The sequence below is a fragment of the Lentzea sp. NPDC020367 genome (genome assembly GCF_044387305.1).
Classification (GTDB): Bacteria; Actinomycetota; Actinomycetes; order Mycobacteriales; family Pseudonocardiaceae; genus Lentzea.
Genome location: NZ_JBIRVV010000013.1, coordinates 227,930 through 242,412, shown reverse-complemented (window position 1 = coordinate 242,412; position 14,483 = coordinate 227,930). Strand labels below are relative to the sequence as shown.

11 protein-coding genes are annotated in these 14,483 nt (G+C 67.8%); 6 read left to right on the top strand and 5 right to left on the bottom strand.

Features of this window, described 5'->3' with window-relative positions:
- Nucleotides 1-74: 74 nt before the first annotated feature.
- Together ACH413_RS38605 and ACH413_RS38600 are read right to left on the bottom strand one after the other, a co-directional pair.
- Nucleotides 75-1,073, bottom strand: coding sequence for a HAMP domain-containing sensor histidine kinase (locus tag ACH413_RS38605; RefSeq protein WP_360043690.1), 999 nt, complete (start codon nt 1,071-1,073; stop codon nt 75-77).
- Nucleotides 1,070-1,759 (bottom strand): response regulator transcription factor, encoded by a 690-nt coding sequence (locus ACH413_RS38600; RefSeq protein ID WP_360043694.1) that lies wholly within the window; start codon nt 1,757-1,759, stop codon nt 1,070-1,072. The genes ACH413_RS38605 and ACH413_RS38600 overlap by 4 nt, the downstream gene beginning before the upstream one ends.
- A gap of 84 nt (nt 1,760-1,843) precedes the next feature.
- Between ACH413_RS38600 and ACH413_RS38595 the strand changes: the two genes are divergently transcribed.
- Nucleotides 1,844-4,024 carry an ATP-dependent RecD-like DNA helicase gene (locus tag ACH413_RS38595; protein ID WP_360043697.1) on the top strand — a complete coding sequence of 727 codons (2,181 nt, stop codon included), beginning with the start codon at nt 1,844-1,846 and terminating at the stop codon, nt 4,022-4,024.
- On the opposite strand, the gene ACH413_RS38590 is transcribed toward ACH413_RS38595, so the two are convergent.
- Nucleotides 3,999-4,763, bottom strand: a complete 765-nt coding sequence (locus tag ACH413_RS38590; RefSeq protein WP_360043700.1) for an alpha/beta fold hydrolase — start codon at nt 4,761-4,763, stop codon at nt 3,999-4,001. The two genes, ACH413_RS38595 and ACH413_RS38590, sit on opposite strands and share 26 nt — an antisense overlap.
- 370 nt (nt 4,764-5,133) lie before the next feature.
- Between ACH413_RS38590 and ACH413_RS38585 the strand changes: the two genes are divergently transcribed.
- The 3 genes from ACH413_RS38585 to ACH413_RS38575 all read left to right on the top strand — a co-directional run bounded on the left by ACH413_RS38585 (nt 5,134) and on the right by ACH413_RS38575 (nt 8,657).
- The gene (locus tag ACH413_RS38585; protein WP_360043702.1) at nt 5,134-6,411 is read left to right on the top strand and encodes a M14 family zinc carboxypeptidase; all 1,278 of its coding nucleotides are present in this window, start codon (nt 5,134-5,136) and stop codon (nt 6,409-6,411) included.
- An 87-nt stretch (nt 6,412-6,498) separates the two neighbouring features.
- Nucleotides 6,499-7,590: a serine hydrolase domain-containing protein gene (locus ACH413_RS38580; protein WP_360043705.1), complete on the top strand. Its 1,092-nt coding sequence runs from the start codon at nt 6,499-6,501 to the stop codon at nt 7,588-7,590.
- A 2-nt stretch (nt 7,591-7,592) separates the two neighbouring features.
- Complete coding sequence (locus ACH413_RS38575) at nt 7,593-8,657, top strand: serine hydrolase domain-containing protein (protein ID WP_360043708.1); 1,065 nt, start codon at nt 7,593-7,595, stop codon at nt 8,655-8,657.
- Nucleotides 8,658-8,719: 62 nt separating this feature from the next.
- Here the strand turns inward: ACH413_RS38575 and ACH413_RS38570 are convergent, their stop codons facing one another.
- A complete protein-coding gene (locus tag ACH413_RS38570) occupies nt 8,720-10,348 on the bottom strand; it encodes a glycosyl hydrolase family 18 protein (RefSeq protein WP_360043711.1) in 1,629 nt (542 codons plus the stop codon).
- A gap of 336 nt (nt 10,349-10,684) precedes the next feature.
- Here ACH413_RS38570 and ribB point away from each other — a divergent pair, with 336 nt between their 5' ends.
- Entirely contained in the window at nt 10,685-11,341 is a 657-nt protein-coding gene (gene ribB, locus ACH413_RS38565) for a 3,4-dihydroxy-2-butanone-4-phosphate synthase (protein WP_360043714.1), read from the top strand.
- On the top strand, nt 11,338-12,015 hold the full coding sequence (locus ACH413_RS38560; RefSeq protein WP_360043717.1) for an HAD family phosphatase: 678 nt from the start codon (nt 11,338-11,340) through the stop codon (nt 12,013-12,015). The genes ribB and ACH413_RS38560 overlap by 4 nt, the downstream gene beginning before the upstream one ends.
- Here the strand turns inward: ACH413_RS38560 and ACH413_RS38555 are convergent.
- A complete protein-coding gene (locus ACH413_RS38555) occupies nt 12,005-14,410 on the bottom strand; it encodes a LuxR C-terminal-related transcriptional regulator (RefSeq protein WP_360043720.1) in 2,406 nt (801 codons plus the stop codon). The two genes, ACH413_RS38560 and ACH413_RS38555, sit on opposite strands and share 11 nt — an antisense overlap.
- Nucleotides 14,411-14,483: the final 73 nt, after the last annotated feature.

Here is a 14,483-nt window from a genome sequence, read left to right as displayed (position 1 = left end):
GCCCGGAAACGGGCGTGCTTCACCGCCACACCAGCCAAGCGGGTGCGGGCAAGTCAGTCAGGAAAAAACCAAGGTCAGCGAGGCAAAGTCACCCGGATGCACGATCCGGGGTCCACCACGGCGATCGTCCCGCCGTGCAGGTCCACCACCCACCGGGCGATGGCGAGCCCGAGCCCGGTCCCGCCACCGCCCGCCCTCTCCCCTCGGGTGAACCTCTCGAAGATCCGCGACCGCTCGGCCGGCGCGATTCCCGGCCCTTCGTCCCGGACCTCCAGCACCACAGCACCCACGGACGCATACCCGGACACGGACACCAACCCCCCGGTGGGTCCGTGCCGGGCAGCGTTGTCCACCAGGTTCACCAACACCTGGTGCAACCGCTCCCCATCAGCGAAAACAGTCAGATCCCCTGCCACGTCGATCGAGAACGAGGCAGCGGGGGCCGCCACCGCGGCCTCGGCCACCACATCAGCCGCCAGGGACGACACCGACAACGTCTCCCGCTTCAGCGACAGCACCCCGGCATCGATCTTCGACAGGTCCAGCAGCTCGGTCACGAGCCGCCCCAACCGCTCGGTCTGCGCCAACGCGGTCCGCATGGTCGCCCCATCAGCAGAAGCCACCCCGTCGACCACGTTCTCCAACACCGCCTGCAAGGCGGAGATCGGTGTCCGCAGCTCATGCGACACGTTCGCGATCAACTCCCGCCGCTGCTGGTCGGCGGCGGCGAGGTCGGCGGCCATCACCGTGAACGCCTCGGCGAGCTGCCCGACCTCGTCAGAAGACGTCGCACGGACCGACCGCGAGTAGTCCCCGGAAGCCATCGACCGGGCAGCGGAAGTCATCTCCCGCAACGGCGAAGTCATGCCGTGCGCGAGCAACTGCGAGGTCAGCAACCCCAACACCAACGCGATCAGCGTCGTCCGAGGCGGCAACCACCCGGTCACGTAACGGAAGTAGGCGAACGACACACACCCGGACACCACGATCACGATCCCGAGCTTGAGCTTGATCGACCGCACCGAGTCCAGCGGACGCGGCAACAGGTCCAGCAGATCCAGCAACCGCTTCACGAAGACACCTTCCGCTGAGGTATCTCCAGCGCGTACCCCACCCCGTGCACGGTCCGGATCAGGTCGGCGCCGAGCTTGCGCCGCAACGCCTTCACGTGCGAGTCGACCGTCCGCGACGACGCTCCCTCGTGCCACCCGCAAGCCTCCGCCAGCAACCGCTCCCTGGCCTGCACGGCGGACGGCCGCTCAGCGAGGAACACCAGCAGGTCGTATTCGGTGGGCGTCAGATGGGCCTCGACCCCGGAACGGGACACCCGCCGCGAGGACAGGTCGATCAGCAGGTCCCCGAGCTCCAGCGACTGCGACGACACCGCCCGCGACACCCGGCGAAGCAGCACGTGCACCCGTGCCGCCAGTTCGCGCATCGAGAACGGCTTCGTCAGGTAGTCGTCGGCACCCACGGCGAGCCCGACCAGCAGATCGGTCTCGTCCCCCCGCGCGGTCAGCATCAGCACCGGCACCGAACGCGACGCCTGGATCCGCCGGCACACCTCGAGCCCGTCGAACCCCGGCAGCATCACGTCCAGAACCACCAGGTCAGGCACAAAAGACGCGGCCAGAGCCACCCCGGAAGGCCCGTCATGAGCCACCGACACCACGAAGCCCTCCGCACGCAGCCGCACGGCCACGGACTCGGCGATCGTGATGTCGTCCTCCACGACGAGCACCCTGCGCTGACCTGTCATGCCGGCGACTTTATGGGTATGTCGTGGAGGACGCCGGGACAAGTTGTGAAGATCGTGTGCAGACCCGAGATGTAGGTTCGCACCATGAACGTCCTCGAAGCGGTCCTGGAGAGGATCACGTACGCCAACGAGGACAACGGCTACACCGTCGCCAAGGTCGACACCGGCCGAGGTGACCTGGTCACGGTCGTCGGAGCGCTGCTCGGCGCGCAGCCCGGCGAGTCGATCCGCATGCGCGGCACCTGGGGCTCGCACCCGCAGTACGGCAAGCAGTTCCTCGTCGACGACTACACGACGATCCTGCCCGCGACGATCCAGGGCATCCGCCGCTACCTCGGCTCCGGCCTGATCAAGGGCATCGGCCCGGTGCTCGCGGACAAGATCGTCACCCACTTCGGCGTCGACGCCCTGGACGTCATCGAGAACGAGCCGCACAGACTGATCGAGGTCCCGAAGCTCGGCCCGAAGCGCACCAAGCTCATCGCGGACGCGTGGGAGGAGCAGAAGGCCATCAAGGAGGTCATGGTCTTCCTCCAGGGCGTCGGCGTCTCCACGAGCCTCGCCGTCCGCGTCTACAAGCAGTACGCGGACAAGGCCATCGACGTCGTGAAGAACGAGCCGTATCGCCTGGCCAGCGACGTCTGGGGGATCGGCTTCAAGACCGCCGACGTCATCGCGAAGGCTGTCGGCATCCCGCACGACAGCCCGCAACGCGTCAAGGCCGGCCTGCAGTTCACGCTCTCCGAGGCCACCACGAACGGCAACTGCTACCTGCCGGAACAGGCCCTCATCGCCGAGGCCATCAAGATCCTCCAGGTCGACACCGGCCTGGTCATCGACTGCCTCGCTGAACTGGTCGAGGAAGAGGGCGTCGTCAGGGAGGAACTGCCGGACGACGAGATCGCCGTCTACCTGATCCCGTTCCACCGCGCGGAGATCTCGATGGCCGCGCAGCTCAAACGCCTGCTGCACGCGGACAACGACCGCATGCCGAGCTTCGCCACCGTGAACTGGGACAAGGCCATCGCCTGGCTGGGCACCGACCTCGAAGAACACCAGTCGGCGGCGGTGAAACTCGCCCTCACGCAGAAGGTCGCCGTGCTGACCGGCGGCCCCGGCTGCGGCAAGAGCTTCACGGTCCGGTCGATCGTCCGGCTGGCCAAGGCGAAGGGGGCCAAGATCGTCCTGGCCGCTCCCACCGGACGCGCCGCGAAGCGCCTCACCGAGCTGACCGGCCACGAGGCCCGCACCGTCCACCGCCTGCTCGAACTCAAGCCCGGCGGTGACGCGGCGTTCGACCGCGACCGCCCGCTCGACGCCGACCTCGTGGTCGTGGACGAGGCCTCGATGCTGGACCTGTTGCTGGCCAACAAGCTCGTGAAGGCCGTCCCGCCCGGCGCCCACCTGCTGCTCGTGGGCGACGTCGACCAGTTACCGTCCGTCGGCGCTGGAGAGGTGCTCAGAGACGTGCTGGCGCAGGGAAGCCCGATCCCGAACGTCCGCCTGACGCACATCTTCCGCCAGGCCCAGGAGTCCGGCGTCGTCACGAACGCCCACCGCATCAACAGCGGCGACTACCCGGTCGTCCAGGGCATGCCGGACTTCTTCCTGTTCAGCACCGACGAGGCCGAGGAAGCGGCGACGCTGACCGTCGACGTCGTCGCGAACCGCATCCCGCGCAAGTTCCGCCTCGACCCGCGCAGGGACATCCAGGTCCTCGCCCCGATGCACCGCGGCCCGGCCGGCGCGGGCGCGCTCAACACCGTGCTCCAGGAAGCCCTGACGCCGTCGAAGGACGGCCTGCCGGAGAAGCGCTTCGGCGGCAGGGTGTTCAAGCTCGGCGACAAGGTCACCCAGATCCGCAACAACTACGACAAGGGCAAGAACGGCGTCTTCAACGGCACCCTCGGCGTCGTCATCGCGCTGGACCCGGTCGAGCAGAAGCTGACCATCCGCACCGACGAGGACGAGGAGGTCGACTACGAGTTCTCCGAACTGGACGAGCTCAGTCACGCCTACGCCATGACCATCCACCGCTCACAGGGCAGCGAGTACCCGTGCGTGGTCATCCCGATCACGACCAGCGCGTGGATGATGCTGCAACGCAACCTGCTCTACACCGCCGTCACGCGCGCGAAGAAGCTCGTGGTGCTCGTGGGCAGCAAACGAGCCATCGGCCAGGCTGTGCGAACGGTGGGGGCGGGCCGCCGCCACACGGCGTTGGCCCACCGCCTCCGCACTACACAGACGTCAGATAGTCGGTGATCAGCCGTGCCCACGGCATCGCGGACTCCAGCGCGATCGCGTGACCGCAGGCGATGTCGGAGTACTTCGATCCGGGGACGAGGTCCGAGACCTCCTTGCCCAGCTCCCGCGACAGCAACTGGTCACCGGACGCGCCGATCACCAGCGTCGGCTGCGTGATCTGCGGCAACAGGTCGGTCAGGTCGATCTTCAGGATCAGGTCGACGTGCGCGGGGGAGCCCGTCGGCACGCTCGCGCCGATCAGCTCGGCGAAGCCCTCCGCCTGCGCGGGAGTGAGCCGGGCCAGGTACTCCCTGCTGCACATCACCGAAAGGATGAACCTCGACAGCACCGAGCGGGACCCGTCGAGCAGCGACTTCCACTCGTCGATCTTGGCCTTGGTCGCGGCGTCGATCTTCGTGAACGGAGCGCTCAGGACCAGCCCGCGCACCCGGTCCGGATGCCGCACGGCCGCCGTGGCGGCGACCGCGCAGCCCATCGAGTAGCCGGACACGAAGAACGACTCGTGCCCAGCCTTGACCGCGACGTCCACCAGGTCGTCGGCGAGCTTCTCCAGGTCGAGAGCCCCCGAGGCCTTCGGTGAACCGCCAGAGCCCGGCAGGTCCGGCGCGATGACGGTGAAGTACTGGGTCAGGGTTCCGAGGATCGGTCCGTAGTTGGCCTGGATGCTGCCGCCCGCGCCGTGCACGAGCAGGAGAGCCGGGCCGGTGCCCTTGACGACGGTGGACAGGCCGGTCATGGGGAACCCCCGAGTTTTGTCAGTCCATGCTGCGGACGATGGTCGGCTCCAGCCCCTCGTCGTCGTCCGCGAGAGAACCGCGCCAGGGGAAGTCCAGAAGGGAGATCTCAGCGACACCGTCGTTGTACAGATGATCCATGGCTTGCGCTCCCGTTTCTTCCGGTGGCTGGGTGTCTGCGAACCTCGCTGTTCGTCGAGTCGGTTTCGGCCGTGAAAGCACAATAACCGCTGCGATGCTGGGTGAAATCCTATTGATTTTCGTCACAGCGCGCCAAGTGGGCGCTTTCTCCGTCCCAAGAACCGGACGGTAATCATCCGGTCGGTCGAACGGACTGGCGGTGATCAGCGGAACGGTCGATCATCGTTGATCATGAGGACCGCCGTCGCCCTGTTCGCCTGCCTGGCCCTGCTGCTGAGTCCCGCGCCGGCGCCTGCGGAAGGTCCACAAGCGACATACGTGCTGCGAGTGCCTGCGCCCAAGGGTGATTCTGCCCAACGGTTGTTGCGCCTCGGTTACGACGTGTTGGAACAGCGTGACGGCGACGACCTGTTCGTCGTCGGCGACCCGCGGACCTCGCAGAAGCTCCGCGCGGACGGCTTCCCGTCCACCGTCGAGACGGCGATGCCCCCGTCCCAACGGTCGCCGCGCTCCCTCGCGGACACGACTTATTACGGCGGCTATCGCACCATCACCGCGCAGTTCGCTCACCTGGACGAAGTCGCTCAAGCGCACCCCGATCTCGCCACGGTCGTCGACTACGGCGACTCCTGGCGCAAGACCCAGGGCGGCGGCGGATACGACCTGAAAGCCCTCTGCATAACGCGGAAAAGCCCAGGTGACTGCGCATTGTCGCCCACCGCGCCAAAGCCCCGCCTGTTCGTGATGGGCCAGCTCCACGCACGTGAAATCACCACCGGCGACATGGCGTGGCGTTTCATCGACGACCTGGTCGGCTCGGATCTCACCGCGATGCTCGCCGACCTGGAGGTCTGGGTCGTCCCGATCGCCAACCCGGACGGCGTCGAGATCGTGGAGTCCGGCGGCGACTCGCCCGTCCTGCAGCGCAAGAACGCCAACGGCACCTGCACCTCGGGCTCCCGCGGCGTGGACCTCAACCGCAACGCCGGCTCGCACTGGGGCGAGGTCGGCTCGTCCACGAACAAGTGCAGCGAGACCTACCGCGGTACGCGCGCCGACTCCGAGGTCGAGGTCCAGGCCCTGGAATCGCTGTGGCGCAAGCTCTACCGCGACACCCGCGCGCCCGGCGACACCGCGGCCGCCTCCGCCGACACCACCGGCGCCGTGATCTCCATGCACAGCTACGGCGACTACGTGCTCTTCCCGTGGGGCTGGAGCACGCAGAAGACCGGCAACGACGCGGCCCTGCGCAAGATGGCGGACGAGCAGGCCGCGCTGTCCGGCTTCACCGCGGGCCAGCCGGGCGAGATCCTCTACAACGCGTCCGGCGCGACCGACGACTGGGTGTACGACGACCTGGGCGTGCCGAGTTTCGTCTGGGAGATCGGCGCCAGTTCCGGCAGGTGCGGTGGCTTCCTGCCGCCGTTCTCGTGCCAGAAGGACGCGCATTGGCCGAAAGTGCGTCCCATGCTCGTTTCGGCCATGAAAGCAGCAAAACGCCCGTACTGACGCTGAACGGAGCAGGGGACACCCCTAGGGCACCCGTACGACTGAAGGTGGATGCGGGCTGACGCCACACCTCGACATGGTGTGAGCATGGGGATTCGATTGGTAGCCACAGTCACCGCGACGAGCCTGCTGGCACTGACCACCGCGGGCATCGCGTCCGCGGACACGTCGAGCGTCGACCGCAAGGTCATCCAGCAGGCCTTGGACCAGATCACGCAGAGCGGGGCGGCTCTGGGCGTGCAGGCGAGGGTCACGGACGGGCGGCAGCGCTTCACCGCCAGTTCCGGGAAGGCCGAACTGGACGGCAACCGGCCGGTGCCGGAGAACGGCAGGTTCCGCGTCGGCAGCATCACCAAGACGTTCGTGTCGACGGTGACGCTGCAACTCGCCGGTGAGGGGAAGGTCGACCTGGACGCGCCGGTCGTCCGGTACCTGCCCGGCCTGATCGACGGCCGCATCACCGTGCGCCAGGTCCTGCAGCACACGAGCGGACTCTTCAACTACACCAACGCGTTGCCGCTCAACCCGGACGAGTTCGAGCAGATCCGCTACAAGAGCTGGACGCCGCAGGAGCTGCTCGCGGTCTCGACGTCCAAGCCGCTCGACTTCGAGCCCGGCACGCAGTGGAGCTACTCCAACACCAACTACGTCGTCGCCGGCCTGCTGGTCGAGAAGATCACCGGCAAGCCGTACGAGAAGGCCGTCGAGCAGCGGATCCTGAAGCCGTTGCACCTCAACGACACCGAGCTGCCCGGCGACAAGGTCGGCATCAGCGGCCCGCACGCGCGCGCCTACTACACCGTCAAGGGTCAGCCGACCGAGATCACCCGCATGAACCCGTCGGTCGCCTGGGCCGCCGGTGAGATGATCTCCACGACCCGCGACCTGGACACGTTCGTCACGGCGTTGTCGAGCGGCAAGCTGCTCAAGCCCGCGCAGCAGCAGGAGATCAGCAAGACCACGGCCGTGAGCCCCGAGTACGGCCTCGGCCTGCAGGTCGAGACCCTGCCGTGCGGCACCAAGGTGTGGGGCCACGGCGGCGGCATCCCCGGCTACTCGTCGCAGCTGCTGACGACGCCGGACAGCAAGAAGCGCTTCGAGCTCAACGCCACCAGCGGCCCCACCGAGGGCAACCCCGGTGACGCCTTCAACAAGCTCCTCACCGAGGTCTTCTGCTGATCATGAGACTGGTAGCCGCACTCACCGCGGCCACCCTGCTCGCCACGGCCGGTGTCGCCTCAGCGGCACCGGCCCGGCAGGGGGCCGTGCAGGAGATCATCGACCAGCTCACGAAGTCCGGTGGCGCACTGGGCATCCAGGCGCGGATCAACGGGCGTGACACCGTCCGTTCCGGCGTCGCCGAGCTGGGCTCTCGCAAACCCGTGCCGCACAACGGAACCTTCCGCATCGGCAGCGTCACGAAGCCGTTCGTGTCGACCGTGGTGCTGCAACTCGCGGGGGAGGGGAAGCTCGAACTGGACGTGCCGGTGTCGCGTCACCTGCCCGGCCTGGTGGACGACCGCATCACCGTCCGGCAGCTGTTGCAGCACACCAGCGGCCTCTACAACTACACGGACGCCTTGCCGCTCGACCCCGCGGGCTTCCCGTCCGTCCGCTTCAAGAGCTGGACGCCGCAGGAGCTTCTCGCGGTCTCGACGTCCAAGCCGCTCGACTTCGAGCCCGGCACGCAATGGAGCTACTCCAACACCAACTACGTCGTCGCCGGCCTGCTCGTCGAGAAGATCACCGGCAGGCCGTTCCAGCAGGCGGTCGAGCAGCGGATCCTGAAGCCGTTGCACCTCAACGACACCGAGCTGCCGAGGAACTCGGTGGAGGTGCCGGGCCCGCACGCGCACGGCTACTACCCCGATGCGTCGGGCAAACCCGTGGACGTCACACGGCTCAACCCGTCGTGGGGCTGGGCGGCGGGGGAGATGATCTCGACGACCCGCGACCTGGACACGTTCCTGACGGCACTGCTGGCCGGGAAGCTGCTCAAACCCTTGCAGCAGAGGGAACTGACGAAGACGTCGGCGGTGAGCCCCGACTACGGCCTGGGCCTCGCGGTCGCGTCGTTGCCCTGCGGCACGACGATCTACGGCCACGACGGCCAGATCCACGGCTACGGGACGATGATGGTCGGCACGCCGAACGGCAAGCGCCTCGAACTGTCGCTCACCGAGGCGGCCGACGGCGCGAGCCCTGGTGACGGCTACCGCAGACTGTTGGACCAGGTGTTCTGCTGATTTTCGGGCAAAACAAAAGGGGAGCTGGGTTGACCCAGCTCCCCTCCCGGCGTTTAGAAGAACTAGTTGAGACCGCTCTTCATCGCTTTGACGAGCTCACCGTTCGAGGTGTCTCCGGACATCTCCCAGAAGAAGGCGCCACCGAGACCCTGGGTCTTCGCGTAACCCATCTTGCCGGTGATGGTGGACGGGGTGTCGTAGCTCCACCACTGGTCACCACACTTGGCGTAAGCCGTGCCCGCGACCGTGCCCGTGGCGGGGCACTGCGTCTTGAGCACGTTGTAGTTCTGGTTGCCCGGCTCGATGCCCGGCGCGGGGCCGGTCGCCGTGCCACCAGGGGCGTCCTGCGTCACGCCGGACCAGCCGCGGCCGTAGAAGCCGATGCCGAGCAGGAGCTTGCTGGACGGAACGCCCTTGCCCTTCAGCTTCTGGATCGCCGCGTCCGAGTAGAAGCCGGCGGTCGGGATGCCGTTGTAGGACGTCAGCGGGGAGTGCGGAGCCGTCGGGCCCTGCGCCGCCCAGGAACCGAAGTAGTCGTACGTCATGACGTTGTACCAGTTGACGTACTGCGCCGCGCCACTGTAGTTGGCAGCGTCGATCTTGCCGCCGTTGGTGCCGTCAGCCGTGATCGCCGAGGTGACGAGGTAGTTCTGACCGAACTTGTCGCGCAGCGCCTTCATCAACCGCGGGTACGCCTCCGTGCCGCTGGCGTCACAGCTCAGGCCACAGGCGTTGGGGTACTCCCAGTCGATGTCGATGCCGTCGAACAGGCTCGCCCAACGCGGGTCCTCGAGCAGGTTGTAGCAGGAGTTCGCGAAGTCGCGCGCGGTGTTGTCGTCCCGAGCGGCGGCACCGAAGCCACCGGACCAGGTCCAGCCACCGAAGGAGTAGAGGATCTTGATGTGCGGGTACTTCTTCTTCAGCTTGATCAGCTGGTTGAAGGCACCGCGCACCGGCGCGTCCCACACGTCAGCGACGCCGTCGACCGACTCGGCCGCCGTGTACGACTTCTCGATCGCCGGGAACGACTCACCGATGACGCACTGCCCGTTCGTCACGTTGCCGAACGAGTAGTTGATGTGCGTGATGTTGGCTGCCGTGCCGGACGTGTCGATGTTCTTCGGCAGGTAGTTGCGCGCGGGGTACGTGCCCCACTCGGTGAAGTAGCCGAGGTTGATCTTGCCACCGGGCTGCGGACCACCGGTCGTGGTCGTCGTAGTGGTGGTCGTGGTGGTGGTAGTCGTCGTGGTCGACGTCGTGGTGGTGGTCGTCGGGTTCGTCCCGCCGGCCTCACACGAGCCACCGTTGAGCTTGCAGTTGGTCGGCGCACCGAACGCGCCGGTGTAGGAGCCGTTGAAGCCGAAGCTCGCCGACCCGCCGACACCGATGCTGCCGTTCCAGGTGTTCTTGACCGTGACGGTCTGGCCGCTCGTCGTGTACGAGCCGTCCCACAGCGAGGTGACCTTGTGGTTGGCGGGGAGCGTGAACTCGACGGTCCACGACGTCAGGGCCGCCGCGCTGTTGTTCTTGATCGTGTACTTGCCCTCGAAGCCAGTTCCCCAGTCAGAACCCTTGGAGAACGTGGCGGAAACGCCACCGGCACCGCTAGCAGCGGGCACGACGACGATTCCGAGGACCATCGCGGCGACAGCCGCGAAGAGAGCAGCTAGATGCCATCGGAACTTGGACATCGGTCTCCTCAGTCGCAGGGGGTACCGGAACGATGTGGTTTAGACCACTCGAAGGTCAAGGTCTAGACCTCTGCCGTCACTCGAATGGAGCAGTCCGAAAACGGTTTAGGTGCCCTGGATGTCCGGTCTCTGTCTAGTTGGTTAACCATTGGCAGGGTTCCGAGACGAACTCTCTTCGGGCCTGACTTCGTTCCATGCCAAAGCGTTTCTCCGCTGCCGCATCGATCCAGACGGGCGCGACCACCTGCTCGCCACGACCGGCGCGAAGTTCGCACCTTCGGGTCAAACCGACTGGTCCGCCGAGCGTCACCCCCGCCCGTTCCCAACGATGAGGACGTGAACCTCACCGTTCCTGAACAGGCAAAACGCACACCAAGCCTCGACTCGGTCCAGGCTGCCATCTTCGACCTGCGCGCAGGCCGCCCGGTGATCGTCGTCGACGACGAGGACCGCGAGAACGAAGGCGACCTGATCATGGCCGCCGAACACGCCACCCCGCAGGCGCTGGCGTTCTACGTGCGGCACACGAGTGGCCTGATCTGCGCGCCGGTGGCCCCTGAGATCGCCGACCGGATGCGGCTGCCGTTGATGGTCGAGGACAACGAGGACCCCGAAGGCACGGCCTACACGGTCTCCGTCGACGCCAAGAGCGGCATCGAGTCCGGCATCTCCGCAGCCGACCGCGCCCGCACCCTGCGCGTCCTCGCCGATCCGGCGAGCTCGCCGCAGGACGTGCGCCGGCCCGGCCACGTGTTTCCGTTGCGCGCCAGGGCAGGTGGCCTCCAAGAACGGCGCGGGCACACCGAGGCCGCCGTCGAACTGATGCGGCTGGTCGGGTTCGCGCCGGTCGCGGTGATCAGCGAGGTCTGCGACGAGGACGGCGGTGTCGCGCGGTTGCCGCAGCTCAGGGCGTTCGCGGACCAGCACTCGCTGAAGCTGGTGTCCATCGAGCAGCTCGCGGCGTTCGTGCCGGAGGGCGTGGTGGCGCGATGACGCTGCTGGCGACCGTCTTCGACCTCGACGAGACCCTCGTCGACAGCGCCGCGACGTGGAACCAGGTGATCGGCGCCGTCGCGGCCCGCCACGACCACCACTGGACCTCCACCGACTGGACCGCGATCCAGGGCACGAGCACGGCGAACTGGAGTGCCTACCTCGCCGAACGGTGCCACGGCCTCACGCCGGAGCGTGCGGCGTCGGAGTGCGTGGACGGCATGGTGGACGCGATCGCGCGCGGCACGTTCGGGATGCTGCCCGGCGCGGCGGAGCTTGTCGCTCTCGCGGCCGAACTCGGGCCGGTCGGGCTGGTGTCGGCGTCGCCGCGGCGATACGTCAGGGCCGCCGCGTCGGCGTCCGGGCTGCGCCGGCACGTCGAGGCGATCGTGACGGGCGACGACGTCCAGAACGGCAAGCCCGCGCCCGACCCGTACCTGCTCGCGGCGCGCAAGCTCGGCCTCGACCCCGTGAACGTCCTCGCGATCGAGGACTCGGCGTCGGGCATCCGCTCCGCGCACGCGGCTGGGATGACCGTGCTCGCGATTCCCAACGCCACCGCGGCCCGTGACGCCGACGTGCTGAAGCTGGCGGCCTGCACGGCGTCCGACGCCCGAGTCGCGGCCAAGGAGATCTGCCGGCTGTGGGTGAACGTGTACGCGCTCAGCCGATAGCGCGTTCCGCACCCCAGGCCGCGATGTCCTCGCGGCTCTGCAGCCCGAGCTTGTCGCGCAGGCGCTGCAGCCGCGAGGCCACCGTCCGCAGCGACACGTTCAGCCGGTTCGCGATCTGCTGGTTCGTCAGTCCCGTGGCGAGCAACGCGATCACGCGTCGTTCGTGGTCGTCGAGCGAATCGAACGCGGCTTCCGTGCGATCGAGCCACACCTCGTCCTGGATGAACGCCTCGGTCTCCGCGGCGGTCAACGGCGTGGAGGCCGCCTCTGCGCGCGCGACGGACAGCATCAGTCGTGCGGTGCGCATGGCCACGGCGACCTTCTCCGCCCAGAACGGGTTCGGCACCACACCGACAGACCGCCTGAGCGCGCGTCCCGTTGCTTCGATCCGTAGCGCGCGCTCAGCCTGACCACGCGTCACGGCGACCACGGCGAGGCCTTCCAAGGCGTCGGGGGCGGTCAACGGGTTGATGCCGTCCATCCGCAACGCCTCCTGGAAGGCGTGCGTGGCCTCGTCCAGGTCGCCCTGCACCAACGCGACGGCGCCGCGTGTGGTCAGTGCGGAGGCAATGCGCGCGGGCATGCCCGACGCGCGCGAGATCGGCAACGCCTTCATGACGTTCTTCTCGGCGCGTTCGTGCTTGCCCAACGACAACGCCGTGCGCGCGAGGTCCACCAAGCACGCCGCACGGGCGAGAGGCTCGCCCAGCAGCTCCGCGACCCGCAGGCACTCGGTGCTGTTCGCGTTCGACGCCTCCCACTCGCCGGACGACTGCTGCACCGCCGCCAGCGTGCTGCGACAGCTCATCGCCAAGGCCGTCGCGCTGGCCGGCACCAGCCGCGACGCCTCGCTGGAGAGTTCGACGGCCTCGTCGTGGTCGCCCTGCTCGGCCGCGAACCGCGCGGCGTGGTTGAGGGCCACGCACCGGTAGTCGTCCCTTGTGGACGGTCGCCGCAGCGCGTCCCGCAGCAGCACGCGCGCCTGGCCGAGTCGTCCGCGCCGGGCCGCGCAGTCGGCCAGCGAGGAGGTCAGCAGCAACAACCGTTCGTCACCACGATCCGCCGCCCACTCGACCGTGCCGAGCAGGCTGTCGACGTGGTTGTCGAGCTTGAGCTGCACGTCCGCGGGCACCGACAGCGGCGCGGTGATCAGCACGTCCGACAGGTCGGTGAACCAGCGGGCCAGCGCCTCGTAGGCCATGTCGAGCTCGCCGGCCGCCAGCAGCTTCTCCCTGGCGTGCAACCGAACCGACTCCAGCTGCCGGAACCGGGTCGTGCCCGGCACGGCCGTCAGCAACGACTTCGCCTGCAGCCGGGACAGCACGTCCAGCACGGGTTCCGCGGAGCGTTCCGACGAGCAGACCTCGGTGGCCGCGGCCAGGTCGAAGCCGCCGTCGAACACCGAGAGCCGCCGCAACGCGAACTGCTCGTCCGGTTGCAGCAGTTGGTAGCTCCAGTCGATGGCCTCACGTAACGAACTCTGGCGCGACGGCGACTTGCGGCAGCCCAGCGTCAGCAGCTCCAACGGTTCGTCCATGCGGTCGCAGATGTCCGCGACCGGCAGCACCTGCACCCACCGCGCCGCGAGTTCGATCGCGAGCGGCATGCCCTCTAGTCGCGCGCACAACAACGCGACCGCGGCGGTGTTGTCGACGGTCAGCCGGAAGTCGGGCTTGCGTTCGCGGGCCCGGTCCACGAAGAGCTTCACGGCCTCGGAACGCGGCGCCGCCGTCGTGACCAGGTCCCGATCCGTTGAGGGAACAGGTAAACCCTCGACGTGGAAGCTGACCTCGCCGGTGATCCACAGGGCTTCGCGTGACGTCGCGAGCACCCGCACGCCGGGACAGCGGTTCAGCAGCGTGTCGGTGAGTTCGGCGCACGTGTCGAGGAGGTGTTCGCAGTTGTCGAGGACTACGACCGCCTTCATGTTCTTGAGCGTCTCGACCACGGTGTCGCGCAACGGTTCGTCGGTCTCCGCGGCCACTCCGAGCGCGTCGGCGAGGGCCGGCACGACGTCTCGGGAAGCGGTGATCTCGCCCAGCGCGACGAGCAGGACCCGGTCCGTTCGCCCGCGCCGCAGCCGTCCCGCGGCCTCCAGCGCGAGCCTCGTCTTACCCGCACCCGCACTGCCCACGAGTGTAACGAGACGATGCCTGCGCAACAGCTGGTCGAGTTTCGACAGCTCTTGCTGACGGCCGATGAACGTGTCACGCGCCGCGGGCAGGTTCGAGAGGACGCGCAGGTTCTGCCTGGTGGGAGGCGTTGTCGTGGAAACGGTGGCACGGCGGCGATACGCCCGTTGGCGGCACGCGTTGGAGCAATAGGACCTGCGTTGCTCGGAGGTGGCGGGAGGCATCGTTCCGTCGCACAGTGCGCAACGTCCGTTGCTGCTCATGAGTCCCTCTCCTCAAGCCGTAACGGCCGGCTGTTCCTGTCTCGGTCTGATGTTCGCGCAGGTCGTAAGCGGT

Bases quoted from the DNA above. Each gene is read 5' to 3' on its own strand.
- ACH413_RS38600 (WP_360043694.1), bottom strand. From the start codon at position 1,759: ATGACAGGTCAGCGCAGGGTGCTCGTCGTGGAGGACGACATCACGATC.
- ACH413_RS38595 (WP_360043697.1), top strand. From the start codon at position 1,844: ATGAACGTCCTCGAAGCGGTCCTGGAGAGGATCACGTACGCCAACGAG.
- ACH413_RS38590 (WP_360043700.1), bottom strand. From the start codon at position 4,763: ATGACCGGCCTGTCCACCGTCGTCAAGGGCACCGGCCCGGCTCTCCTG.
- ACH413_RS38585 (WP_360043702.1), top strand. From the start codon at position 5,134: ATGAGGACCGCCGTCGCCCTGTTCGCCTGCCTGGCCCTGCTGCTGAGT.
- ACH413_RS38580 (WP_360043705.1), top strand. From the start codon at position 6,499: ATGGGGATTCGATTGGTAGCCACAGTCACCGCGACGAGCCTGCTGGCA.
- ACH413_RS38575 (WP_360043708.1), top strand. From the start codon at position 7,593: ATGAGACTGGTAGCCGCACTCACCGCGGCCACCCTGCTCGCCACGGCC.
- ACH413_RS38570 (WP_360043711.1), bottom strand. From the start codon at position 10,348: ATGTCCAAGTTCCGATGGCATCTAGCTGCTCTCTTCGCGGCTGTCGCC.
- ACH413_RS38560 (WP_360043717.1), top strand. From the start codon at position 11,338: ATGACGCTGCTGGCGACCGTCTTCGACCTCGACGAGACCCTCGTCGAC.
- ACH413_RS38555 (WP_360043720.1), bottom strand. From the start codon at position 14,410: ATGAGCAGCAACGGACGTTGCGCACTGTGCGACGGAACGATGCCTCCC.